This is a genomic window from Kribbella sancticallisti, assembly GCF_039530625.1.
GTDB classification, from domain to species: domain Bacteria; phylum Actinomycetota; class Actinomycetes; order Propionibacteriales; family Kribbellaceae; genus Kribbella; species Kribbella sancticallisti.
On record NZ_BAAAOS010000032.1, the window covers coordinates 26,536 to 50,841 of the forward strand.

A 24,306-nucleotide genomic window follows, 5' to 3' on the forward strand; every position below is an offset into this window, starting at 1 on the left:
CCGCTTGGCTCCGGGTGTCATCGAGAGCGCCGGGTGCATCGGTCAGCCAGCGTGATCAGCATGTCCCTGGGCAGGTTGGGAACGGCATCCGTTCTGCTCAAGGCCGTTGTGGCGATCACAACGCGCTCGGCGATCAGTCGCTCGATGAACTGGTCGGCGCCGGTTGCCCGAATCGCCTCCTGCCAGGCGCGCACCCAGGCCTCTTCCGAGTCGTCATGAGGACCTGGTCGTGTCTGGGACAAGTCACGAAGCTGTTGGTACTGGACGGGGTCGGCCAGGTCATACGCGGCGACGATCACGCTGGTCGCCTTCGACTGCCGGAGGTCGTCGCCCACTGGTTTGCCGGTGACGGCTGGGTCTCCGAAGACACCGAGAAGGTCGTCGCGCAGCTGGAACGCCTCGCCGACAGCTATGCCGTACACCTGCAGCATCTGCATGACCAGTGGTCCGCAGCCCGCGGAGGCCGCACCGAGTTGCAGCGGACGCAGTACGGAGTAATTGCCGGATTTGCGGCGGGCGATGTCCATCACGGTGTCGAACGACGTGGTGGCGGCGTGCTCGTTGAGGAGATCGCTGTACTGCCCTACTGCCAACTCACTGCGCATCTGGTCGTAGACGGGCCAGACTCGCGCCATGGCGTCCGTCGGTAGCCCCGATTCGCGCAACATCCGCTCGGCCCACAGCAGACACAGGTCGCTGAGCAGGAGCGCGGCGGACCTGCCGAACCGATCCGGCTCGCCGACGGGTTGTTGCCGGCCGCGGACCCAGTCGGTCAGTTGCACATGGGTCGTGGGCTCCCCGCGACGAGTCGCCGAATCGTCCATCACGTCGTCCTGGATCAAGGCGAAGGCGTGCAGCAGTTCCAGGCTCGCGATGGCGCGAGCGGCAGCGCCCGACTCGGGACGGCCACACAGCCAGCCGAGATAAGCGAAGCTCGAGCGCAGGTACTTGCCGCGCGCCACGAAGGACTCCAGCACCGGCCGCAGTACCTGAGTCTCCGCAGCGGTGAAGTAGTCCGCGCAGCGCTGCATCGTGAACGCCGACACCATCGCCCGGGTGCCGGCGACGTGCGCCTCCAGTCACCCCGTCAGATCGGCTTCCGTCGGACGGAGCCGCTGCCCCATGAGATCCCTGAACTGCTGGTCCAGAAGATGGTGACTGCCATTGGTACTGGTCACTGCGGCCTCCATCGCCCAGGACGGTAGTGCCCCCCTATGTGCCCCCAAACCCACCGTTGACGCAACAAAACCCGTCAAACTTGTGCAGAACCCGAGTGGAGGCTGGAGAAGCGATGGAGCAGTGGGAGTTGGGGACGCCGGGCGTGCTGCGGTTGCCGTCGGGGCTGGTGGTGCGGGGGCGGGGGCTGCGCAGGGGGCTGCCGTCCGGGCAGTCGCCGACTTTTGGGGTCTATTTGTTGGGTGCGAGGCCGGATCCGGTGGGGTGGGAGTCTCGGTGGATCCGTTGGCCGGACTTTCGGCTGCCTGCGGATCGGGACGAGGCGCGGAGGGCCTTCGCAGAGGCGCTGGACCGGCTGGAGCACGATCGGGTCGAGTTCGCCTGTGGAGGCGGCAAAGGCCGGACCGGTACTGCGCTCGCGTGCCTGGCCGTGCTGGACGGCGTACCGGCGGGCGAAGCCGTGGCCTTCGTCCGCGCGAACTACGATCGGCGCGCCGTGGAGACCCCCTGGCAGAAGCGTTACGTCCGCAGTTTCTGACGGGGGAATGGCATGCGAGGCAGCGGGTACCTGAACGACCATGAAGGGGTTCATGAGGCCGGCCGCGCGACCGAGGACGGTGGACGGCGTACCGGTCCTGTCGGTAGGCAGCCACCGGCACGCTCAGCAGGGCGCCTGCTTCATGGAGTACGCCTCGTACCTGGCCGGGGAGAAGTGGTCGGACCATCCGAGCTGTACCCATTCCCTGCTGGCCTACCTCGCCCGCGAGGTCAACGACCGAACCTCTGACGCGGGCCGCGCCGCGCTCGCACCGCTGATCCCGACGGTGATCGGCGTGACCTCCGACGACCCGATCGTCCACCCGCGGCTCGTCGCGCGCGTGGTGAGGACCGTACTTCCGGTCGTCGCCGACCAGGACAAGATCGTCCTGGCCGTGGCACTGATCCGTGCGGAGCAGGTGAGCGCGGATCTGGAGGACAGGCGGCGCCTCATCACCTACATCCGGTCCTCGGCGCCCAGCTCGATCTCGGCGGCGGCGCACGCGGCGGCGCACAGTCCTCACACCGACCCCGACGAACTGCTGCGCCGGATGCTCATCGCAGGCATCGATACAGTCACCGGCCACGCACCAAGTGCCCCGAAACGCGTGCAGGCACCGATCCTCAGCTGACACCACCGGGTACGGAGCCAAAGTCAACCCGTGTTGACTTTCTTTGCTATGCTCGTCTCACCGCCGCGCACAATCCCGCCGACCGCTCCCCAGGACGTCGCCGCCCGGAAGGACGACTCATGCCGGTCCCCGCGCGTGAGAAGAAGTCGGACCGCACCAGGATGGCGATCCTGGTGGCCGCTCGCGAACAGTTCGCCCAGCACCCGTACGACCGCGCGAGCATCCGCGCCATCGCCTCGCAGGCGCGGATCGATCCGGCGATGGTGCTGCGCTACTTCACCAACAAGGAGACGCTGTTCGCGACCGTCGTCGACATCGACCTGCATCTGCCCGACCTCCGGGCCGTCGAGGCCGACGACCGCGGTGAGGTGCTCCTGCGGCACTTCCTCGGCATGTGGGAAGGCGAGGCGAGGCACAACGCACTCCCGATCCTGCTTCGATCCGCCGTCACGCACGAGGCCGCGGCGGAGCGGCTCAGGGAGGTCTTCCGGGATCAGGTCCGCGGCGTGGTCGCGGCCGTAGTACCGAAGTCGGAGGCGGCCCGGCGGGCCAGCCTCATCAGCAGCCAGTTGCTGGGGCTCGTCCTCACGCGCTACGTTCTGCGGCTGCCCGACATGACCGATCGCGACGCCGAGGGCCTGATCGCGGACATGGCGCCGACGGTGCAGCGCTATCTCAACGGCAGCCTGACCACTCCCAAGCGCGGCCGGTAATTGCCGGCCCCAGCGCTCGGCGACCCGGGGCCGGGCGCCGGCCGTCGCTCAGATCTCGGCTCCCTCCCTGCGGGCGGTGCCCAGTGCGATCGCATCCTGAAGGGCCGCCAGGATGTAGCCGGGGATCTCCATCCCCTGCTTCTGAGCCCAGAGCATCTGGCGCTCGACCAGGCTCATCTGCCGGGCGACGTCCAGGAGATCCCGGTCGAACTCCAGCGCCTTGGCGACGTCACCGAAGTCCGCGCGCTGCCGGCGATTGTTCACGCCGACGAGCCCGAACGACCGGCGGCGCAGGAGCCGCGCGAGATAGAGCTGCCAGTTCTTGAGCCCCTCGTCCCCCACCAGCGACTCGGCCGACATCCGGTAGAACGCGAAGTGCCCTGGCTCCTGCCGCCTGATCGGGGCGATGACCGTCTCCGCGATCGCATGCTCGCCCATCCGGCGGAGTCCGTCGACCAGCCGCGAGTACGCGATCACCGCGGAGCGCTCGGTGGCCGCGCCGGTCAGGTAGTAGAGCAGCCGGATGACGCCGAGCATGCCCGGCAGGTGCGAGAGGGCGCCGGCCAGCCGGATCTTCAGGCTCGCCGCCGCCACGTCGATCGGTGCCGGCGTCATCCCGAAGCCGTGCTGGACCGCGTCGAGAAGGAGGCCGTGCTGCAGTTCCTGCGGCGACCAGACGTCCTCGTAGAAGAACCGGTCCGTGTCGGTGGCGTCGGGCATCAGAGCCCGCAACTCCAGCACGTTCCGCTCGACCTCGAGCTCGACCCGGGTCAGATAGTTGAACACCCCGCCGTAGCGGCGGCGGACCTCGTCGGGGTCCTTGATGGTCAGGTCGGCGGCGTCCAGCGACAGCGGCGGATGGTCCTCGGCGAAGGTCTCGACGAATCGGCGGAGCCCGTCAGGCGAAGCGCGCCTGGGCGTACGGCTCCGCTCCGAGCGGACATTGACCTGGGTCATGGCCTCTTCTCCTCCGTGGCTCCTGAGAGGGCGGATCGCTGACCGGCCCCGGAAGCGATCGGCCGGTCAGCGTCTTGGCGTGGTCGAGTTGCCGCACCTGGTGGGCGTGCGGGCCCGCACCGGTGTGTTCCAACTGTCGCCTGGTTCGGGGGCCAGGGCGCGCTATTTACGGCGAACGGTGTGCCGTGGGCGACGTCGATGACCGAACCGGCCGGTGGCACCGAAGCTCGGTCACCGCCGGGGTGCGGGACGCCACGCTCGAGCCGGAACTGCCGCGCGTCCGGCAGCCAGGGTGCCGACCCGTCGACTTCCTCTGTCATCGCGTCATCTCCGACTGGCCGGCAAGTTTGTCAATGCCTGTTGACTTCGACGGTAGATCCCGCCCGGAATGAAAGTCAACCCGCGTTGACTTTTGGTGATCTAGCTCTCTCTTCAGGATGGGCCGTGCGCCCATAGGACCGCACGGGCCACTGCTCTGTGACATCTGGCGGAAGGTGTCACAGATCGGCCCGGCACCTGGTCCTAGTTAGGGAATCACTCCCTCAACGCCGTGGTGGAGAGGTGGATCATGACGGTTACCGGTGGCAGGGGACCAGCGTCATCGGCACAATCCGGCGTCAGCACCCTGGCCCCGAGCCGGCCGCCGGGAGATCCGGCACCTGACGGCTTGGGCGCGTTGCCCCGTCCCGTGGCCGTGGTGGTGGGCGGCGGCGGTGTGCTCGGAGCGGCACATGTCGGTGTCGGGTACGCGCTGGAGCAGCGAGGATTCGTCCCGGACCTCATCGTCGGTACTTCGGTGGGCGCCCTCACCGGTGCGATCGCGGCCGCCCACCCCGACCGCGCGGCGCCATGGCTGGACCACGTGTGGACCCACCTGCGTCGCCGGGAGGTGTACCCGTTCGGCTTCCTGTCCTCGCGGTCCGCCATCTTCTCTGATCGCGGGCTGCGCCGACTGATCGCCCGGGCCGGACTGCCGTCGCGGATCGAGGAGTTGCCGATCCCCTTCACCGCGGTGGCCATGGACCTGGTCACCGGCGCCGAGGTACTGATCGACCACGGAGACCTCGAGGCCGCGCTGCTGGCCAGCGCGGCCATTCCCGGGGTGTTGCCGCCGGTGATTCACGAGGACCGGACACTGGTCGACGGCGGGATGGTTGCCTATGTCCCCGTACGCGCGGCCGAGCAGGCCGGGGCGGCCAGCGTGGTGGTGCTGTCCACCGGCCCGGCGAGTTGGCCGTTGCGTCCGACAACCCCGCCCCGAGGTGCGGGGGCGATCGCCTCCAGGGCCGCCGTGCTGCAGGTGCACCATCAGATCGAGGGCGACCTGCGCGCGGTGTCCGAGCACCTTCCGACCGTCGTGCTGCCGACCGGCATCGAGGAATGGCCCGCCCCGTGGGACTTCGGCCATTCGCAGCGGCTGATCCGTACCGCGTCCGTCACGGCCGGGCGCTTCCTCGACCAGCTGCACATCGATGGGGCCGGGCTGTACCGAGACGACGATCATGCCCGCGCCGGTCAGGCGCCGGCCGGCCGAGTCCACCCACCGACTTCCTCCAGAGCGGGGGTCACCCGATGAGTACCGTCGCCTTCCTCAACATCGGCATGCACGGGCGGGTCAACCCGACGCTGCCGGTCGTCGCCGAACTGGTTCGGCGTGGCCACACGGTCACCTACCACACCTCGCCCGCCTTCCGAGCGGAGATCGAGGCTGTCGGAGCGACCGTGTTCCTGTACTCCGGCGGAGAGCAGCCGCTACCCGATCCGCCGACACCCGTCGCGCTGCTGGAAGGGCTCGCGGCGACCGCAGTACGGGTGCTTCCCACTGTGCTCGCCGAACTGCGGGGCGTCCGGCCCGACCTGATCGTCCATGACGCCGCGTGCTTGTGGGGCGCGGTCGCCGCCCGTGAACTGAAGATTCCAGCGGTGTCGTCCTTCACCACGTTCGCGTTCAACCGGCAGGTGCCGAGTCCCACCGGCGCCTCGGCGGAACTGCTGCTGGCGGCGGCGTCTCAACCCGGCATCGTCCTGCGGTACCTGCGGTCGCGCTGGGAGTTGCACCGCCGCTTCGACGCACGTCAGTTGCCAGTGCTGGATCTGGGGAACATCCGCCAGTCACTCAATCTCGTCTACACCTCGCGCGCGTTCCAGCCGGGCGTCGAGGACCTCGACCAGTCCTACCGATTCGTCGGCCCGAGCATCGGCGCCCGTCCGAGCGACCCCTCGTTCCCGGCCGATCAGTTGCGGGATCCGGTGCTGTACGTCTCGCTGGGCACCGTGTTCAAGGCCGACCCCCGACTGCTGCGGACCTTCGCCACCGCACTCGCCCCGCTGGGCGGCACCGTGGTCGTCTCCACCGGACAGACCGATCCCGCCGAGCTGGATCCGTTGCCGGCCAACGTGCTCGTACGCCGTTCTGTGCCACAACCGGAACTGCTGGCGCGCGCGGCGATGTTCGTCACCCATGGCGGAATGAACAGCGTCAACGAAGCCCTGTACGCCGGGGTGCCGCTGCTGGTGGTTCCGCAGGGCGCCGACCAGCCGCTGGTGGCCAGTCGCGTCGTCGAACTCGGAGCAGGCCTGTCCCTTCGCACCCAGGACGTCGCCGAGGACGCCGTACGGGGTCTCGCCCAGCGGCTGCTCGGCGAGCCTCGGTTCCATGCGGCTGCCACCACCCTGCAGGCCGCCCAGCGTCAGGCGGGTGGCTATCACCGTGCCGCCGACGAGCTCGAGCAGTACCTGCCGGCCACCGGCTCGGTCGATCGGCGGGCTCCGGTCGATCCCTCGGAGCGAGGTTGACCGATGTCAGCCGTCGTCGTGCTGTGTCTGCTCGCCGGCCTGTCGGAGGCAGCCGGGCGGGTCCTGCCCCTGGTGGCGCGCCGACCCGGGATGTCGCGGACCCTTGTGATCGGGCTGCTGCTGGCCGGCGCCCTCATCGAGGGCGCTGTGATCGCGCTGTGGCCACTGGTCACGTGGACCCTTGCCGAACTGATGATGCCCACCGCGGCGGCCGACACCGCTGGGTTGGTGTGGACTCCGGGCCTGATAGCGCCGCTGGTGCTCGCGGCCATCCTTGCGTTTCCGTTGCTCGGACCCCTGTTGCACCTGCTGCTCATCGCGGCGGTCGGGGTCAGCCTGACCGGCCCGCTCGCGGACGCCACCGGCCTGGACTGGGGACTCGCCGCCGTTTGCGTCGCAGCCGCCGGCCTCGGGCTTGCTGTCGCGGTCGACCTCGTACGGCGGCTGGTCGCGATGATCCTGGCCACTGGAGTGCCGGAGCCGGTCCGATGAACAACCTTCTGCTCTGGTTCGGCGGGCTCGGGCTGGCTCTGGTCGTCGAAGCTCTGCTGGCCCGCTACGAAGTACTCGCCTACAGCGTCGGCTGGCGGGCGCCCACCACCCAACTCCCGGCGGGTGTGCCCTATGCCCGGGGTGCATCACCTGACACTCCCCCGGGTGCCTACTTGGTCTTCCTCGACGGCATCGGGAAACGCCGCTTCCACGACAGCCGGGACGGCGGCCAGTTGGTCCAGGCCCTGATCGCCGGAGCACCTGAACTGCGGGTGCTGGGTCAGGTTCAGCCGTACTCGCCGCTGGCCGACCCGCTCGCTGATCGGCCGGTATGGGCGTGGCTGCGCCGCCGAGCAGGACTGCTGCTGTTCCTGCACAACGTCATGCAGACCTTCGTCGCCGCGGACCACCGGTACCGGCCCTTGTACAACCGGGCCATAGGCAGCCAGATCGCCACTCAGCTCCGGCTCGCCGGCTACCAGCCCGACAGCGGCATCCCCGTGGTGCTGCTCAGCTACAGCGGCGGCGCCCAAGTGGCCACCGGAGCCGCCGACGAACTGCACAGCCAGTTGCGTTGCCCGCTGCTGCTGATCTCGCTCGGCGGATTCCACAACGGCGCCAACGACCTGACCAACGTCTGGCACCTGCATCAGCTCACCAGTTCGAGCGACCGGATCGAGCGCGTCGGTACCTGGATCTTCCCGCAGCGCTGGCGAATCCTCCGGCGTACCGGCTGGAACCGGGCCCGCCGCGACGGCAAGATCACCGTTCACCGGCTCGACCCGGCAACTCACGTCGGACCGCGCAGCTACATCAGTCCGACAGCCCTGCTGCCCGATGGCCGGAGCCACCTCGAACGCACCGCGGACACCGTGATCGCGCTCATCCGCGCCCGCTACGACACGAACGCGGCAGCGGACAAACCGTTGTCCTGAAGGCCCTTGTCCTGGAGGCCGTTCCTGGAGGCCGTTGTCACAGGGCACAGCGCTGTACGGACTTACCAGGTGACCGGATGGCAACTCGTGTCCCGGTGACAGGGAGGTTCCGAGATGAAGATCGTGGTAGTCGGCGGTACTGGTCTGATCGGTTCGAAGGTGGTGGCGAAGCTTGGTGAGCATGGTCACGAGGCCGTGCCGGCGGCGCCGAACACCGGCGTCAACACGATCACCGGCGAAGGACTCGCCGAGGCCCTGACAGGCGCGGACGTGGTGGTCGACGTGTCGAACTCCCCCTCCTGGGAAGACGACGCGGTGATGACGTTCTTCGAGACCTCCACCCGCAACATTCTCGCCGCCGAGGCCGAGGCCGGCGTCCGCCACCACGTCGCGCTGTCCGTGGTCGGCACCGAACTGCTGCTCGACAGCGGCTACTTCCGGGCCAAGCTGGCCCAGGAGGAGCTGATCGAGAACTTCTCGATGCCGTACTCGATCGTGCGCGCCACCCAGTTCTTCGAGTTCGTCCCCGGCATCGCCGACGCGGCCACCGACGGCAACACCGTCCGGATTGCCCGCATCTTCTTCCAGCCGATGGCCGGCGACGACGTCGCCCAGGCCGTCGGACGCACCGCGGCCGGTTCACCGCTGAACGGGCGGGTCGAGATCGGCGGCCCCGAGCGGTACCGGATGGACGACTTCTTCCGGCAGGCGCTTGCCGCCCGCAACGATCCCCGGGAGGTCGTCACCGATCCCAGCGCCATGTACTTCGGCGTCTCGCCCGCCGAGGGCGCACTGGTGCCCGGCGACGGCGCGATTCTGGGCGAGACCCAGTACAGCGACTGGCTGGTTCGCACCGCGGCCATGTCGTAGCCAAAGGTTCGCGGCCGGTCTGGGCGTCCTGTCACAGGGCGGGTCGGCAACCTGTCATACAGCTGAGTCGACGACTACCCGCTCGACTCCGACGGATTCGATGGAACAGGAAAGATTCATGACCAATCCCCTCACGCACGCCCTTCGCGGCAGCAGACGAACCCCCGCGATCCTCCTCACCGCGGTCGCCCTCGTCCTGGCGAGCCTCACCCCCGCCTTCGCCCAGGAAGGCCGGTCCGGAACCAAGCCCACCGTCGTCCTCGTGCACGGAGCCTGGGCGGACGCCTCCAGCTGGACCGGAGTCATCGAGAGGCTCCAGGACGACGGGTACCAGGTCGTCGCCGTCGCCAATCCGCTGCGCTCGCTGTCGGGCGACGCCGCGTACGTGAAGACCTTCCTGGAATCGCTGACCGGACCCATCGTCCTCGTCGCCCACTCCTACGGCGGGGCCGTGATCACCAACGCGGCCACCGGAAACCCGAACATCAAGTCACTCGTCTACGTCAACGCCTTCGCACCCGACGCGGGTGAGACCGCGACCCAGCTCGCCGGGCCGGACTCCGCGCTGTCGGCGGATCCGACGACCGTGTTCGACTTCGTTCCCGCCAACCTTCCGCCCGGCCCGGGCACCGACCTGTACCTCAAGAGGTCGACCGTCTTCACCTCGTTCGCACCCGAACTGAGCAACGACGACAAGGCAGTCCTGACGGCCTCCCAGCGACCGGCCACGATCGGCGCACTCAACGAGCCGTCCGACACCCCGGCCTGGCAGACGATCCCGTCCCGGTACCTCATCGGCACCAACGACAAGATCATCCCGCCGAGCGTGCAACGGGCGATGGCCGAGCGGGCCGGCTCCACCATCACCGAGTTCGACGCCGGACACGTCGGCCTGATCACGGACCCCAAGACCGTCACCCAGGTGATCAAGCAGGCCGCGCGCACTCGCTAGCAGGACCGGTTGATTCCAACCAGGGCATCGGGCCACCAGGGCCCGGTGCCCGCGCGGTGGATCACCCCGCTGAGATAGGGCTTACGGCATCGATCAGAGGTGCGTTGAGTTGCTTGCGGGATGAGATGGCCAGCTTGGTGAACACCTTGCGGAGGTGCCACTCCACGGTGTGCCGGCTGAGGAACAGCTGGGTGCCGATCTCCTGGTTGGTGAGGCCGTCCGCGGCGAGGTGGGCGATCTGCGCCTCCTGGGCGGTGAGGAGCTCGCGTCTCTCGACCGTCCGGCTCCGGGCGGTCGCGCCGGTGGCGGCCAACTCCCGGCCCGCCCGCTCGGCGAACGCCGTGGCGCCGATCTCGCTCAGGCGTTCGTGGGCGAGGCGAAGATGCCACCGGGCGTCCTGGCGACGCTGCTCGCGGCGCAGCCACTCGCCGTACAAGAGGTGGGCACGGGCGTGCTGCACGACGATCCGGGTTCGCCCCAGTCGATCGATCGCCTCCTGGTAGAGCGCGTCGGCCTGGCGGCCGCCGGCGAGCAGGGCCCGCGAGCGCGCCAGGATTCCGAGGGCCCAGTCGGTGCCGGCCGCAAGGGTGCGATCCTCCAGTTGCCGCAACGCCTCGGCCGCAGACTCGGCGTCATCGCTGCGGACCGCGGCCTCGATCAGTTCGGCAAGGGACGAGCCGAAGAATCCCAGGTCCTCGTGCTCGCACGCCTGCCGGGCGGCGCCGAGGGCCAGGTCATAACGGGAGAGACCGTTGTAGAGCACGGCGGTCACGTGAGCAGCCAGACCGAGCGCTCGGCCTTCGCTCCGCAGGGTCGCGTCCTTGATCTGTGCCTCGACCAACCTCATCGCCGGGGCCTCCTCGCCGCGCCAGGCGGCGAGCAGCAGCCGGGTGTAGCCGAGCGGCGCGTTGCCGGTGGCCTCGGCGATCGCTTCCGCCTCGGTCACCAGGGCCGCCGCCGCGGCGAACTCGCCGGCGTGCAGATGGACGCCGGCGCGGTAGGACAGCGCCATCGGGAGAACACCGAGGGCGCCGACCCCGCGGGCGAGCTTGACCGCCCGGCCGGCGAGCTCATGCCAGGCATCGTCATCCCACAGATCGGGCGCGATCGGCTCGGGCGCGACCGGGCAGGCCAGCCAGAGCCAGCGCAGCAGCGTGACCTCGTTGGTCTGGGCCTCCTGGCGAAAGGCCTCGAGAGCCTTCCTCAGTTGAGGTACGGCGGCCGCATAGCCCGCGGTGAAGCGGGTGGCCATCCCGTCCAGGAGGAGGTCCATCGATCCAGGCGGCGGAACTGCCGGTCGCGCCGCCCGAGCTGCCTCGGCGGCCTCCTGTATCCCTCGGAGGCTGCCGAGCCGGCCGACGAAGATGGCGGCACCGAGCGCTTCGAGGTACGTCTCGCGCGCAGCGGGATCGTTGAGTGCCTCGAGCTGGTTGGCCGCGTCGAGGAGCAAGGGACCGGCCTCGCTCCCCCGCCCGTGGGCGAACACGATCTGGGCCCGCAGCCGGGCGAGCCGAGCGCGCTGAAGGTCGTCCATCGGGCCGATCTCAGCAGCCGCGAGCAGGTCGTAGGCAGCGTCCGGTTCACCGGCCCGGAACTTCGCGTCGGCGGCGGCCAGAGTGCGCTCGGCGCGCCGGCCCGGACCCGGCGTCAGCTCCGCGGCCCGGGCCAGGAACGCTGCCGCGGCCGCGACGCCGCCACGGGACTGGGCTCGCGCTGCCGCACCCTCGAGCTCGCCGGCTACCGGCTCGTCGAGCCCCACCGCCGCGTAGGCGTTGTGCCAGGCCCGGCGATCAGGGTCACGGCGGCCGTCGGTGGCCTCGGCCAGGGCGAGGTGCACACTGCGCCGATCCTCACCCGAGGCCGCCCGGTACACGGCGGAACGGATCAGCGGATGCCGGAACCGCACCCGGGCACCGATCTCGATCAAGCCCGCCGACTCGGCCACGGCGGCCGCCCCGGGCTCGATTCCGAGCCGCTCGGCCGCGCGCCACAGCAGCGGCGCGTCACCGACCGGCTCGGCCGCGGCGGTCAGCAGGAGACGGCGGGTCTCGGACGGCAGCGGCTGCAGGCGGCGGACGAACCCATCCTCGATCCGGCGTGCCAGCGGGCGCACGACCGGAAGCCCGAACCCACCCGCGACCTGCCCGGCCGGCATCGCCCCGGGCAGCTCGATCAGCGCGAGCGGGTTCCCCCGCGTCTCGGCCACGAACCGGTCGCGTACGTGCTCATCGACCACCACGGTGATCGACCGGTCGAGCAGGGCGCGGGCGTCGCTGTAGCCAAGGCCGCGGACGTCGAGCTCCGGCAGACCGGCCAGCTCGCGCGAGTCCTCGGGCGCGCGGACGGCGAACACGATGGCGACCCGTTCGGCCAGCAGCCGGCGGGCTACGAAGGCGAGGGTCTGGGCGGAGATTCGGTCGAGCCACTGAGCATCGTCGATCAAGCAGATCAGCGGCTTGCCCTCGGCAACCTCGGTGAGCAGGTTCAGCACCGCGAGCCCGACGACGAACCGATCCGGCGGCTGCCCCGAGGAGATCCCGAACGCGGTGGTGAGCGCTTCGTACCGAGGGTCGGACAAACGCTCCCCGAGCCGGCCACAGAGCTGGTGCAGGCCGCCGTACGCGATCTCCATCTCGGACTCGACGCCCGCGGCTCGCACGATCCGGCATCCGGACGCCTGCGCCCGCACATAGTCGAGCAACGCCGTTTTGCCGATGCCGGCTTCACCACGAAGGACCAACGCGGCGCTCTGCCCGGCTCTCAGACTGGCTACAAGCCGATCGAGAGTCTGGCACTCGTCTCGCCGACCCTGTAGCTGGATGCCTCGGTCTCCCGTCGTCATGCCCACCGCCCGAGCCTGAGCGTATCCGCGCGCGGCCCGGCGGTGCAACGAACCTCACGCAGTACCGGACGGCGCGACTCACCCTGCCACGCTGTCCGGGGATGCGAGCGACGAGGCAACCAATTCGCTCCGGTGGCGGCTGAGATGCAGGGCGGTGGTGACGATCCCGGCGTGGCTGAAGGCCTGCGGCGTGTTCCCGAGGTGATGCCCTGTCGCGGCGTCGTACTCCTCGCTGAGCAGCCCGACGTCGTTGCGGAGTGACAGGAGGCGCTCGAACAACGCCTCGGCCTCGTCGGTCCGCCCGATCCCGTGCAGCGCGTCGGCCAACCAGAACGAGCAGGCCAGGAACGCGCCTTCCTTGCCCTGGATACCGTCGCAGTTGGGTCGGCGCCGGCCGACGGCGTACCGCAGTACCAGTCCGTCGTGGGTCAAGTGGGTTTGGATGGCATCGACGGTGCCGACCACGCGGGGGTCGGTCCAGGGGAGAAATCCGTAGCGAGGTAGGAGCAGGACGGAGGCGTCGAGCCGGCTGGAGCCGTAGCACTGGGTGAAGCTGCGGAGCGCGGCGTTGAACCCACGGTGACAGATTTCGTCGTGCATGGCCTGGCGGAGGTGCCGCAAACGTTCAAGGGACGCCGGGGCGGTCTTCTGGTGCTCGAGGGCGCGGACGGCTCGGTCGACGCCGACCCAGGCCATCGCCTTGGAGTGGACGAAGTGGCGCCGTGGTCCGCGGATTTCCCAGATGCCGTTGTCGGGTTCCCTCCAACTGTCTTCGAGGTGCCCGAGCAGGAGGTCGTGGATCGCTGTGTCGGCACCGCGGGATGTTCCGCACAGGGCATCCATCAGCTCGCCCCAGACGTCGTTCTGCACCTGCCTGGCGGCGGCGTTGCCGATGCGGACCGGTGCGGACGCTCGGTAGCCGGGCAGCCAGTCCAGTGTCCGCTCGGGCAGTCGGCGGCTGCCGTCCAGGCAGTACATGACCTGTACGTCGTCCGGGTCATCGGCGACAGTCCGAGCCAGCCAGTCCCTGAAGGCCGCGGCCTCCTCCACGAAGCCGGTGGCCTGAAACGCCTGCAGCGTGAAGCTGGCGTCCCGCAGCCAGCAGTACCGGTAGTCCCAGTTTCGGGTGCCGCCGATCTCCTCGGGCAACGAGGTCGTCGCCGCGGCCAGGATGCCGCCGGTCGGGGTGTGGGTGAGGGCCTTGAGGATCATCAGTGAGCGCCTGACCGCGTCGGCCCACGGCCCGGAGTACGTGCACTGGCTGATCCACCGGTCCCAGAACGCCTCGGTTGTGGTCAGGGAGCAGGCCGGGCTGACCGGTCTCGGCGCGGTGCGGGTGTGAGTGAGGACGAAGGAGAGCCGATCGCCCGCGGCGACGCTGAAGTCGGCGGTCAGCGAGTTGTCGAGCTCGGCCACCATGTCGATGCTGCTGGAGAGCCAGACGGCGTCCGTGCCCGCGGTTGCCAGGATCTGCCCGCCGACGCTCCGGAGTACGGGGTGGACCCTGCCGTAGTCCATCCGCATCGCCAACGAGGTGTGCATTCGGACCCGACCCGCCAAGCCCTCCACGATGCGGATCACTTGGCCCTCGGGGCCGGTCGGGTCCATGAAGTCGGTGACCCGTACCTGTCCAGCGGGGCTGACCCACTCCGTCTCGAGGATCAACGAGTCCCCTCGATAGCGTCGGCGGGCGCAGCGGCCACCTGTCGCGGGCCCCATGGTCCAGCGGCCGTTGCCGGGATCGCCCAGCAAGGCCGCGAACAGCGCGGCCGAATCGAAATGGGGTAGACAGAGCCAGTCGATGGATCCGTCGACGGCGACGAGTGCCGCAGTACGCAGGTCCCCGATCAGCGCGTAGTCCTCGATGTGTTTCATTGCGCGAGCCTCGTCTCAGCTGGCCCGGTCGGTGGCCAAAAGTTCTTCCAGGTCGGTGAAGTCGCCTGCGCGGGCAGCGCTGAGGAATGCCTGCAGGAAGCGCTCGTGGGAGGCCGGACCCATGACCGCGCGTCTTTCGGCGGCGATGTGCGCGCGGGCACGGCAGACCACCTGCCTGGTGTTGGCCGCGCCGAGGTGGAGGATCTCCGAGATCTGCCGGTAGGGGTAGTCGAACGCCTCCCGGAGGACGTAGGCGGCGCGTTCGCTGGGCGCCAGTCTGCCCATGATGATCTGCACCGCCTGCTCGACGGCCTCGCGGCGCTCGGCCCGTGCCGCCGGGTCGTCGCTCGCGTCAGCCGCCTCGAGGGCCCAGGGGTCCACCGAGATCTCGCGGCGCCGCCGGGCGGACTGGCTGACGTTGATGGCGAGCCGGGTCGTCATCGTCGACAGCAGCGCCGGTGGATTCAGCACGACCGTACGGTCCATGTTCTGCCAGCGAAGCCAGATCTCCTGGACGACGTCCTCGGCCTCGCCCGTGCTGGTCAGGACCCGGTACGCGATCGCCATCAGCCGAGGTCGCACACTGACGAAGATCGCAACCGCCTCGTCGAGGTCACCGTTGACTCGCTGCTCCACCGCGTCGGCATTCACGGTCCCGGCTCCTCTCCCGCTCTGGCAGGCATCTCGCGAATGCCCTCTGCCATCACGGTGCGCCGCCCGGCCCTCTCATCGCGCCACTAGAACCACGTAGGTGGCCACGTAGTCGTGGCCCCCACTACGTAGTGGGGGCCACTTTGCTTCGGGCTTCCGGATCGTCCTCCGCAGAGGGTGTCAGGGCAGGTCGCGGCGCATCAGGATCCGGGGGTGGCCGGCCAGTACTGAGGTGGTGTCGGCGGCTTTGGTGAAGCCGGCGCGTTCGAAGTTCTTGCGGATTCCGGCGTACGCCATCGTCAGGTCGACCTTGGCGTCGCCGTTGTCCAGCGGGTAGGCCTCGATCGCCGGAGCGCCGTTGGTACGGGCGAACTCGACGGCGCCGGTGATCAGGACGTGCGAGAGTCCTGACTTCCGGTGGCCGGGGCGGACGCGGATGCACCACAGCGACCAGACCGGCAGGTCGTCGACGTGCGGGATCTTGCGGTTCCGGGCGAAGGAGGTCTCCGAGCGCGGGGCGACCGCGGCCCAGCCGACCGGCTCGTCGCCGTCGTAGGCGAGCACTCCCGGAGCGGGCTCGGAGCGGCAGAGCTCCGCGACGTACTCGCCGCGCGCCTGACCGCGAAGCTCGTTGTTGAGCTTGGACGGGATCCGGTAGCTCAGGCACCAGCAGACGTTGGACCCGGGCGACTTCGGGCCGAGCACGGCCCGGACATCCTCGAAGACCGCGGCCGGGCGAACCTCGATGCTCATGGCTCCCACGATGCCACAGCCGAATCGATCAGTTTTCAAGAAGCGACCGGGGCGCCGGCCTCCTAGCCTTTGAGGTGTTCGCAGCACCCAGAGACGCACCGAGAGGCAGCACCGATGAACGCCACCAAGAAGGCCACCGCCACCACCAAAAACAAGTCGTACGAGGGATTCACCGCCGAGGAAAGAGCGGCGATGAAGGAGCGCGGGCAGGAACTCAAGGCCGGCACCCGCCGCGGCTCGCGCAGCGCCAAGCCGGACGGGGAAACCGAGGTGCTCGGGAAGATCGCCGAGATGTCTGACTCGGACCGCGTCATCGCCGAGCGGCTGCACGCCATCATCCGGGCCAACGCGCCGGAACTCGCGCCGAAGCTCTGGTACGGCATGCCCGCGTACGCCAAGGACGGCAAGGTGCTCTGCTTCTTCCAGCCCGCCGACAAGTTCAAGACCCGGTACGCGACGTTCGGCTTCAACGACGTGGCGACGCTCGACGACGGCAGCCTGTGGCCGACCGCCTACGCGCTGACCAAGATGACCGCCGCCCACGAGAAGACCATCGGCGCCCTCGTCAAGAAGTCAGTGGCGGGTTAGGACAGCTCCAGTGCGGCAGGCAGCGGTGCCGCGTGGACGATCTGGAGCCGGCTGACGGCGCGAGTGAGTACGACGTACAGGCGGTGCAGCCCGCGCGGTTCGGCCGCCACGATCCGGGCCGGCTCCGCCACCACGACCGCGTCGAACTCCAGGCCCTTCGCGAGCGTCGCCGGCACGAGGACCAGGCGCGCCGTCTCCATCGCGTCCTCGGTCGCACCAAGCAGCCCAGGCTGAAGACCAGCGGCAGCGAGCGCTTCGAGAAGGTGTGAGACCTGCTCGTCAGCCGCGATGACCGCGACGGAGCCTTCGCCGGCCAGCGCGGCCCGGCAGGAAGCGACGAGCGTCTCCGCGAAGGAGTCCTCGTCGGTCCGCACGATGCTGAGGGCGTCGGCGACCGTCCGGACACCGCGCGGTACGCCGAGCGTGGGGGCGATCTGCGGCAGCAACCTCGCCGCGAAGTCGATGATCTGGTCCGGTACGCGGAAACCGCGATCGAGCTCGGCCACCAGGGCGTCGGACTTGTCGAGGTGATCGAGCACCCGATCCCAGGAGCCCGCTGCCCACGGCGTCGTCGCCTGAGCGAGGTCGCCCAGAACCGTCGCCGAGCCGGTCCGGCAGCGCCGACCGAGCGCGCGCAACTGCATCGCCGACAGATCCTGTGCCTCGTCGAGCACGAGGTGGCCGAGTGAGCCGCTGCTGCGTTCGATCAGGTCGGTCAGCTCGTCGAGCAAGAGGGTGTCGGCGCCCGACCACTTCGCCGACTTCCACGAGCGGGGCGGCTTGCTCCACAGCAGCGCCGCCTGCTCGTCCGCCGTGAACTCGTCTCCGGCGGACTGAGCGAGGAAGTCGGCGTCGGAGAACAGCCGGTGCAGCACCTGCTCGGGGGTGACGCGCGGCCAGACCGCGTCGAGGACCTGTTTGACGACCTTCGACCGTGCCACTGCGTTCTGCACCCGGTCGTCGGGCGATTCCCCGCGTCGCTCCATCAGAACCAGTACTGCGTGCGCGAGCCGCTGCGCGAGGGCGTTACGCCCCGGCGCGTACCTGGTCGACTCGCGCAGGGCGGACACGATCTCCACTACCTCGTAGTCGTGCACCCGATACCGCTGGGATCCCTTGCTGTAGAGGATTCCACTCGCCGGCGTACCGACGTACGACCACAAAGCGCGGTACAGCACGCGAGCCATCCGGACATCACCCTTGACCCGCGCGGCCTCGGCCTCGTCCGTCGCGGCGGCCGGCTGGTCGATCAGCTCCTCGATGGTGATCTGCCGTACGTCGACCTCACCCAGCGCGGGCAGCACCTTGCGGATGTAGGAGAGGAACGAGCTGTTCGGCCCGACGATCACGACACCGCCACGACTCAGCCGCTCCCGCTCGGTGTAGAGCAGGTACGCCACCCGGTGCAGGCCGACGGCCGTCTTGCCGGTACCAGGCGCACCCTGCACGCAGACGGTCGGATGCAGCGGCGCCCGGACCAGGTCGTCCTGCTCCGGCTGGATGGTGGCCACGATGTCGCGCATCGGCCCGGTGCGCGGGCGCTCGATCTCGGCGCGGAGGAACGCGTCGGCCTGGTCGGACGGGCCGGTCCCGGTCAGCGGCTCGTCCTCGAACCCGGTCAGGTCGGCGACGTCGGAGAAGCCGTACCGGCGCCGCAGTACGACGTGCCGGCGGTCGCTGCGGGTCGCCCGGTAGAACGGCACCGACACCGGCGCCCGCCAGTCGATGACGAGCGGGACCCCGTTGCCGTCGTGCACGTGCCGGCGGCCGATGTAGATCCGGTCGATCTCCTCGATGGCACCGGACTCGTAGTCGAGCCGCCCGAAGAACAGCGGCACGTCGGGCAGGTCGACCAGCGCCTGCGTCCGTTGCCGGTGAGCGGCCTGGTTGGCCTCGTTGGTGAAGCGTTCGTCGTTGTCCTCACCACCGATCATCGGGACCTCGCGCCCGGCGACGTCGCGATGCATGCGGGCCAGCGCCGCGCGGGCCTCGGTGAGGAAGGCCTGTTCGGCCTCGAGCTCCGGGGAGTCGGCAGGGAGCAGTGCGGATTCGACCATCGAAGAAGCCTCGACTCGTGTTTGACGGGATGTACGACGGACTGGTGGCGACCAGCAGGGTCCCGCCCCGGAGAGCCATCCGGTTCGATTCGATCCTTCACGCAGTGCGGAGAAGCCACTCGAAAAGACAGGCCGGGGACGCTACCAGCGCCGCCCGGCACCCGCCACCGAATATTCGCCGACCACCGGAAGGCGGCCCCGACAAGTCAGCCGGAGGTCCGCCCGTCGACCTCGTCGAGGCGAAGGCGCAGGAGTTGTTCGAGCGGCAGGGACTCGCCGTCGCGGGCGCCGACGCCCACGATGATCGGCGGGTCGGAGGGCAGGACTCGTACGCCGAAGAGCCGGGCCTTCAGGCTGGCCGGGGTGCCGAGGATGTAGTAGTTGCCGTCGGTGTCCACAGCGAGTGACCGGTTGCGGCGGAGGTACCAGCCGGTGAGGTCGGTGCGATAACTCACGCCCGAGCCCACCACCGGGGCTCGCAGCGGCTGCGGCTCGACGCCGCGAGCCTTCAGCTTCTCGACGAAGTCGGCCAGGTGCTCGCGGGCCTGCGCGGTCTCGGCGGCCACTCGGCGTTCGAGGGCGGCGGCGTGGGCGGCGGACGCCTCACGCCGTCTGTCGCGCCAACTCGGCTCATTGTGCACTCTGCCACCCTACGGGCGCCTGGGAACTGTCCGGGCCGGGCCGCCCATTAGGGTGGGGATGCCCCCACGGCGTGGCCCGGGAGCACCATCGACGGAGTAGAGGAAGCGGAGTACGCGGTGACTGAGTCAACCATCATCTACACGCACACGGACGAGGCCCCGGCCCTGGCCACCTACTCGTTCCTGCCGGTGATCCAGGCGTACGCCGCGCAGGCCGGGGTGGGCGTGGAGACCCGTGACATCTCGCTGGCCGGGCGGATCATCGCCGTCTTCGGCGACCACCTGACCGAGGACCAGCGGATCCCGGACGCGCTCGCCGAGCTCGGCGAGCTGGCCAAGACGCCGGCCGCGAACATCATCAAGCTGCCGAACGTCTCCGCGTCGATCCCGCAGCTCAAGACCGCGATCGCGGAGCTGCGCGGCCAGGGCTACGCGCTGCCGGAGTACCCGGACGAGCCGAAGACCGACGCCGAGCGCGAGGTCCGGGCCCGGTACGACAAGATCAAGGGCTCCGCGGTGAACCCGGTGCTGCGCGAGGGCAACTCCGACCGCCGCGCGCCCGCCTCGGTGAAGAACTACGCCAAGACCCACCCGCACCGGATGGGCGCCTGGACCGCGGACTCGAAGACGAACGTCACCACGATGGGCGAGAACGACTTCCGCTCCACCGAGAAGTCCGCCGTGATCGAGGCCGACGGCACGCTCCGGATCGAGCTGGCCGGCGCCGACGGCACCACCGCCGTACTGCGTGAGTCGATCCCGGTGCAGGCCGGCGAGGTGGTCGACGCCTCGGTGATGCACGTCGCCGCGCTGCGTGAGTTCCTCACCGCCCAGGTGGCCCGGGCGAAGGCCGACGACGTGCTGTTCTCGGTTCACCTGAAGGCCACCATGATGAAGGTGTCCGACCCGATCGTGTTCGGGCACGTGCTCCGCGCGTTCTTCCCGAAGACCTTCGCGCAGTACGGCGAGGCGCTGGCCGCGGCCGGGCTCAGCCCGAACGACGGTCTCGGCGGGATCTTCACCGGGCTGGCCGCGCTGCCGGACGGCGACGCGATCAGGGCGTCGTTCGACGCGGAGCTGGCCGAGGGCCCGGCGCTGGCGATGGTGGACTCCGACAAGGGCATCACCAACCTGCACGTGCCGTCCGACGTGATCGTCGACGCCTCGATGCCGGCCATGATCCGTACGTCGGGTCACATGTGGGGCCCGGACGGCGCCGAGCACGACACTCTCGCGGTCCTGCCGGACAGCAGCTACGCCGGGATCTACCAGGTCGTCCTCGACGACTGCCGGGCCAACGGCGCGTTCGACCCCTCGACGATGGGCTCGGTCCCGAACGTCGGCCTGATGGCGCAGAAGGCCGAGGAGTACGGCAGCCACGACAAGACGTTCGAGGTCGCCACCGCCGGCACGGTCCGGCTGGTCGACGCGGCCGGCACGGTCGTGCTGGAGCAGGAGGTCGCGGCCGGCGACATCTTCCGTGCCTGCCAGACCAAGGACGCCCCGATCCGGGACTGGGTCAAGCTGGCCGTCACCCGCGCCCGCGCCACCGGCGACCCGGCGGTGTTCTGGCTGGACGAGACCCGCGCCCACGACGCGAAGCTGATCGCGAAGGTCGAGGAGTACCTGACCGAGCACGACACCGAGGGCCTGGAGCTCAAGGTGCTGGCGCCGGTGGACGCGATCAAGTTCTCGCTGGAGCGGATCCGGCGGGGCGAGAACACCATCTCCGTCACCGGCAACGTACTGCGCGACTACCTGACCGACCTGTTCCCGATCCTGGAGCTGGGCACCAGCGCGAAGATGCTGTCGGTCGTTCCGCTGATGGCGGGCGGCGGCCTGTTCGAGACCGGGGCCGGCGGCTCGGCGCCGAAGCACGTCCAGCAGTTGGTGAAGGAGAACTACCTGCGCTGGGACAGCCTCGGCGAGTTCTTCGCCCTGGCCGCCAGCTTCGAGCACCTGGCCCAGACGACCGGCAACGCCCGCGCCCAGGTCCTCGCGGACACCCTGGACCGCGCGACCGCGACGTTCCTCAACGAGGACAAGTCCCCCACCCGCCGCGTCGGCGGCATCGACAACCGCGGCAGCCACTTCTTCCTGTCCCTGTACTGGGCGCAGGAGCTGGCCAAGCAGGCCGACGACGCCGACCTGGCCAAGGCCTTCACCCAGCTGGCCGAGACCCTCGCCGGCAACGAGCAGACCATCATCGACGAACTGCTCGCCGTCCAGGGCAACCCCGTCGACCTCGGCGGCTACTACCAGCCCGACCCGGCCAAGGCCGCGGCCGTGATGCGCCCGTCCAAGACCTGGAACGACGCACTCGCTTCGCTGAGCTGACACCCACACCGCGAAGGCGGCCGGCGACCATCAACTGGTCCCGGCCGCCTTGCTTTACAAGGGCCGTTACTTGGCCGCTGAAGTGCCGCCGGTGGCGAGGCGCATGAGGTCGGTGGAGAAGTCGACGTCGTCGACGGAGCGGTCGGCGCGGGTGGCGTTGCCGGCGAACTGATGCTGGTAGCCGGTCCAGTTGTCGTCGGCGATCTGTTGCGGGGCGCCGCTGCGTACGAGCATCGTCAACTCGTTGGCAGCCCGCGTGATCCGGCGCCCGAGTTCCGGTGATCCCCAGTCCTCGGGCGCCGCGTACAGCGAGGTCGGGAGTGGGATGGCGCGCAGGAAGGCGAACAGCGGGCGGAGATGATCGTCGACGACCATCGCATGCCGGGCGGTCCCGCCGGTCGCGGCCACGATGACCGGCTTGGCGACCAGCAGGTCGTTGTCGATGAGGTCGACGAACGACTTGAAGAGTCCGCTGATCGCCGCCTTGTAGACCGGCGTACTGGCGATGATCGCGTCAGCCGCGGCGAGTCGTTCGATCGCGGCCTGGACCTTGGCGTGGGGCACGCCGGAGACGATGGACTGGGCGATCTCCACGGCCATCGGCGCGAGGTCGATGACGCTGACGGTGGCGGAGGTGCCGGACGCGCGGAGGGCGTCGACGGACTTCTGGGCGATCCGGTCGGCCAGCAACCGGGTCGAGGACGGGTCGCTGACGCCTGCGGTGATGACGGCGATGGACAGGCCGGACCCCGCCGTACCGCGGGTGGCGTCGTTCATGTCGGGTTCCTTTCGGACTGCGTGCGGGACGGAGGGGAAACGGCTTCGGCTTCGGCGGTCAGGGCAAGGCTGAGGTCTCGCAGCATCCGGAGTTGCTCGGGGCTGAGCGCGCGCGTCATCGCCTTCGCGACGTGACGCGCGTGCGCCCGGCCCACCCGACGCTGTACTTCGACGCCCTCGGCGCTGAGCCGGATGCGAGAGGCGCGGCCGTCGTGCGGGTCGTCGCTTCGCTCCACCAGACCCCGTCGCTCGAGCCGGCCGACCAACCGGGACACCCCGGCCTGGGTCAGCAGCACGTCGTCGCACAGGTCGATGATCCGCAGTCCGTCCGGCGCCACCGAGAGGGCGTACAGGACGCCGTACTCGCGCCCCAGCAGGTCGCCCCACTCGCCGTCGCGCTCGAACTCGCGGGCCAGCGTGGCCTGGGCGCGGAACAGCGCCTCCCAGGCCACGTTCGCGAGTCGGGTCGTGCTCTCCATCAGAAGGCCACCGGGAAGTTCGCCTCGACGTCCGGGTCGCTGTCCTGGTACGGCGACGTACCGGACAGGTTGTCGCCGCGGTTCGGGTTCGGCCGGGGCCGGCGCGGCTCGGCGTCGCCGTACTTCGCCAGTACCAGCGACTCGTGGGTCGGAGCGTCGGGAACACCCGGCGCGCGGCGCGACTCCAGTTCCTTGCGCAGGACGGGGACCACCTCGGTGCCGAGCAGTTCGACCTGCTCGAGCGCCACGTCGACCGGCAGGGCGAGGCCGTCCACCGCGAACAACTGCCGCTGGTAGTCGCCGAAGCCCTCCTGGAAGGTGAGCACCTTGTCGATCACCTGCTGGGGACTCCCGACCGTCAGCGGGGTGCCGGCCATGTGGTCCTCGAGCCGGGATCCGCGGAACACCGGGTAGTTCTCGAAGTACGGCCGGAACGTGTTCACCGCGTCCTGCGAGCGCTTGGCGATGAACGACATCCCACCGAGCCCGACGATCGCCTGCGCGGCGGTTCCGTGGCCGTAGTGCTCGAACCGCTGCCGGTAGAGGTCGACCAGCGGCTTGAAGTGGAAGTTCGGCGCGAGGATGTGGTTGGCGAAGAAGCCGTTGCCGTAGAAGGCGGCCTGCTCGGCGATCTCCGGCGTACGGATCGAGCCGTGCCAGACGAACGGCGGTACGTCGTCCAGCGGCCGCGGCGTCGAGGTGAAGCCCTGCAGCGCGGTGCGGAAGCGGCCCTCCCAGTCGACCACGTCCTCACGCCACAACCGGTGCAGCAGGTTGTAGTTCTCCAGGGCCAGCGCCACGCCCTGGCGGATGTCCTTGCCGAACCACGGGTAGACCGGCACGGTGTTGCCACGGCCGACCATCAGGTCCAGCCGGCCCTTGGCCACGTGCTGGAGCATCGCGTAGTCCTCAGCGATCTTCACCGGATCGTTGGTGGTCATCAAGGTCACCGAGGTGCTCAGCACGATCCGCCGGGTCTGCGCCGCGATGAAGGCCAGCAGCGTCGTCGGGGACGACGGCACGAAGGGCGGGTTGTGGTGCTCCCCCAGCGCGAAGACGTCGAGACCGACCTCGTCGGCCCGCTGGGCGACCCGGATCATGTTGTCGATCCGCTCCGCCTCGCTGTAGGTGTACCCGTTCGTCGGGTCCGGCGCGATGTCGCCGACCGTGAACACTCCGAACTGCATGTCGTCCTCCTTGATCCGCGCGCCCGCGAAACTGCATGACTGCGCATGCAGTTCAACAA

The 24,306-nt window shown here is 69.6% G+C and carries 22 protein-coding genes; 11 read left to right on the forward strand and 11 right to left on the reverse strand.

Going from position 1 to position 24,306, the window contains the following annotated elements; genetic code table 11:
- Positions 1-17: 17 nt before the first annotated feature.
- On the reverse strand, positions 18-1,049 hold the full coding sequence (locus ABD255_RS22680; RefSeq protein WP_344217109.1) for a polyprenyl synthetase family protein: 1,032 nt from the start codon (positions 1,047-1,049) through the stop codon (positions 18-20).
- Positions 1,050-1,291: 242 nt separating this feature from the next.
- Here ABD255_RS22680 and ABD255_RS22685 point away from each other — a divergent pair, with 242 nt between their 5' ends.
- The 3 genes from ABD255_RS22685 to ABD255_RS22695 all read left to right on the forward strand — a co-directional run bounded on the left by ABD255_RS22685 (position 1,292) and on the right by ABD255_RS22695 (position 3,058).
- Positions 1,292-1,714, forward strand: coding sequence for a protein-tyrosine phosphatase family protein (locus tag ABD255_RS22685; protein ID WP_344217111.1), 423 nt, complete (start codon positions 1,292-1,294; stop codon positions 1,712-1,714).
- Positions 1,715-1,766: 52 nt separating this feature from the next.
- A complete protein-coding gene (locus ABD255_RS22690; protein ID WP_344217113.1) occupies positions 1,767-2,345 on the forward strand; it encodes a hypothetical protein in 579 nt (192 codons plus the stop codon).
- A 119-nt stretch (positions 2,346-2,464) separates the two neighbouring features.
- Positions 2,465-3,058, forward strand: coding sequence for a TetR/AcrR family transcriptional regulator (locus tag ABD255_RS22695; protein WP_344217115.1), 594 nt, complete (start codon positions 2,465-2,467; stop codon positions 3,056-3,058).
- 48 nt (positions 3,059-3,106) lie between these two features.
- On the opposite strand, the gene ABD255_RS22700 is transcribed toward ABD255_RS22695, so the two are convergent.
- Complete coding sequence (locus ABD255_RS22700) at positions 3,107-4,015, reverse strand: GTP-binding protein LepA (protein WP_344217118.1); 909 nt, start codon at positions 4,013-4,015, stop codon at positions 3,107-3,109.
- Positions 4,016-4,703: 688 nt separating this feature from the next.
- On the opposite strand from ABD255_RS22700, the gene ABD255_RS22705 reads away from it, so the two are divergent.
- From ABD255_RS22705 to ABD255_RS22730, 6 genes are all read left to right on the forward strand, one after another.
- Entirely contained in the window at positions 4,704-5,591 is an 888-nt protein-coding gene (locus tag ABD255_RS22705) for a patatin-like phospholipase family protein (RefSeq protein WP_344217120.1), read from the forward strand.
- On the forward strand, positions 5,588-6,811 hold the full coding sequence (locus tag ABD255_RS22710) for a macrolide family glycosyltransferase (RefSeq protein ID WP_344217122.1): 1,224 nt from the start codon (positions 5,588-5,590) through the stop codon (positions 6,809-6,811). Before ABD255_RS22705 ends, ABD255_RS22710 begins: the two co-directional genes overlap by 4 nt.
- A gap of 3 nt (positions 6,812-6,814) precedes the next feature.
- Positions 6,815-7,303 carry a hypothetical protein gene (locus tag ABD255_RS22715; RefSeq protein ID WP_344217124.1) on the forward strand — a complete coding sequence of 163 codons (489 nt, stop codon included), beginning with the start codon at positions 6,815-6,817 and terminating at the stop codon, positions 7,301-7,303.
- Entirely contained in the window at positions 7,300-8,238 is a 939-nt protein-coding gene (locus ABD255_RS22720) for a hypothetical protein (protein WP_344217126.1), read from the forward strand. The genes ABD255_RS22715 and ABD255_RS22720 overlap by 4 nt, the downstream gene beginning before the upstream one ends.
- 114 nt (positions 8,239-8,352) lie before the next feature.
- Positions 8,353-9,108: an SDR family oxidoreductase gene (locus tag ABD255_RS22725; protein ID WP_344217128.1), complete on the forward strand. Its 756-nt coding sequence runs from the start codon at positions 8,353-8,355 to the stop codon at positions 9,106-9,108.
- 118 nt (positions 9,109-9,226) lie between these two features.
- Positions 9,227-10,060: an alpha/beta fold hydrolase gene (locus tag ABD255_RS22730; RefSeq protein ID WP_344217130.1), complete on the forward strand. Its 834-nt coding sequence runs from the start codon at positions 9,227-9,229 to the stop codon at positions 10,058-10,060.
- 61 nt (positions 10,061-10,121) lie between these two features.
- Here ABD255_RS22730 and ABD255_RS22735 read toward each other — a convergent pair whose 3' ends face one another.
- The 4 genes from ABD255_RS22735 to ABD255_RS22750 all read right to left on the reverse strand — a co-directional run bounded on the left by ABD255_RS22735 (position 10,122) and on the right by ABD255_RS22750 (position 16,181).
- Positions 10,122-12,902: an ATP-binding protein gene (locus ABD255_RS22735; RefSeq protein ID WP_344217131.1), complete on the reverse strand. Its 2,781-nt coding sequence runs from the start codon at positions 12,900-12,902 to the stop codon at positions 10,122-10,124.
- A 78-nt stretch (positions 12,903-12,980) separates the two neighbouring features.
- On the reverse strand, positions 12,981-14,777 hold the full coding sequence (locus tag ABD255_RS22740; RefSeq protein ID WP_344217133.1) for a glycoside hydrolase family 15 protein: 1,797 nt from the start codon (positions 14,775-14,777) through the stop codon (positions 12,981-12,983).
- A gap of 15 nt (positions 14,778-14,792) precedes the next feature.
- On the reverse strand, positions 14,793-15,428 hold the full coding sequence (locus ABD255_RS22745) for a sigma-70 family RNA polymerase sigma factor (protein ID WP_344217135.1): 636 nt from the start codon (positions 15,426-15,428) through the stop codon (positions 14,793-14,795).
- Positions 15,429-15,608: 180 nt separating this feature from the next.
- Complete coding sequence (locus ABD255_RS22750; RefSeq protein WP_344217137.1) at positions 15,609-16,181, reverse strand: GNAT family N-acetyltransferase; 573 nt, start codon at positions 16,179-16,181, stop codon at positions 15,609-15,611.
- A 114-nt stretch (positions 16,182-16,295) separates the two neighbouring features.
- Here ABD255_RS22750 and ABD255_RS22755 point away from each other — a divergent pair, with 114 nt between their 5' ends.
- The gene (locus tag ABD255_RS22755) at positions 16,296-16,769 is read left to right on the forward strand and encodes an iron chaperone (RefSeq protein ID WP_344217139.1); all 474 of its coding nucleotides are present in this window, start codon (positions 16,296-16,298) and stop codon (positions 16,767-16,769) included.
- On the opposite strand, the gene ABD255_RS22760 is transcribed toward ABD255_RS22755, so the two are convergent.
- Together ABD255_RS22760 and ABD255_RS22765 are read right to left on the reverse strand one after the other, a co-directional pair.
- A complete protein-coding gene (locus ABD255_RS22760; RefSeq protein ID WP_344217142.1) occupies positions 16,766-18,826 on the reverse strand; it encodes a HelD family protein in 2,061 nt (686 codons plus the stop codon). The two genes, ABD255_RS22755 and ABD255_RS22760, sit on opposite strands and share 4 nt — an antisense overlap.
- A 206-nt stretch (positions 18,827-19,032) precedes the next feature.
- Positions 19,033-19,467 carry a hypothetical protein gene (locus ABD255_RS22765; protein ID WP_344217144.1) on the reverse strand — a complete coding sequence of 145 codons (435 nt, stop codon included), beginning with the start codon at positions 19,465-19,467 and terminating at the stop codon, positions 19,033-19,035.
- 117 nt (positions 19,468-19,584) lie between these two features.
- Here ABD255_RS22765 and ABD255_RS22770 point away from each other — a divergent pair, with 117 nt between their 5' ends.
- Positions 19,585-21,804 carry an NADP-dependent isocitrate dehydrogenase gene (locus tag ABD255_RS22770; protein WP_344217146.1) on the forward strand — a complete coding sequence of 740 codons (2,220 nt, stop codon included), beginning with the start codon at positions 19,585-19,587 and terminating at the stop codon, positions 21,802-21,804.
- Positions 21,805-21,870: 66 nt separating this feature from the next.
- Here ABD255_RS22770 and ABD255_RS22775 read toward each other — a convergent pair whose 3' ends face one another.
- The 3 genes from ABD255_RS22775 to ABD255_RS22785 are packed head-to-tail and all read right to left on the reverse strand — an operon-like array spanning position 21,871 to position 24,247.
- Positions 21,871-22,581, reverse strand: coding sequence for a CE1759 family FMN reductase (locus ABD255_RS22775; protein WP_344217148.1), 711 nt, complete (start codon positions 22,579-22,581; stop codon positions 21,871-21,873).
- Positions 22,578-23,060 carry a MarR family winged helix-turn-helix transcriptional regulator gene (locus tag ABD255_RS22780; protein ID WP_344217149.1) on the reverse strand — a complete coding sequence of 161 codons (483 nt, stop codon included), beginning with the start codon at positions 23,058-23,060 and terminating at the stop codon, positions 22,578-22,580. Before ABD255_RS22780 ends, ABD255_RS22775 begins: the two co-directional genes overlap by 4 nt.
- Complete coding sequence (locus ABD255_RS22785) at positions 23,060-24,247, reverse strand: CE1758 family FMN-dependent luciferase-like monooxygenase (protein ID WP_344217151.1); 1,188 nt, start codon at positions 24,245-24,247, stop codon at positions 23,060-23,062. Before ABD255_RS22785 ends, ABD255_RS22780 begins: the two co-directional genes overlap by 1 nt.
- Between the last annotated feature and the right edge of the window lie 59 nt (positions 24,248-24,306).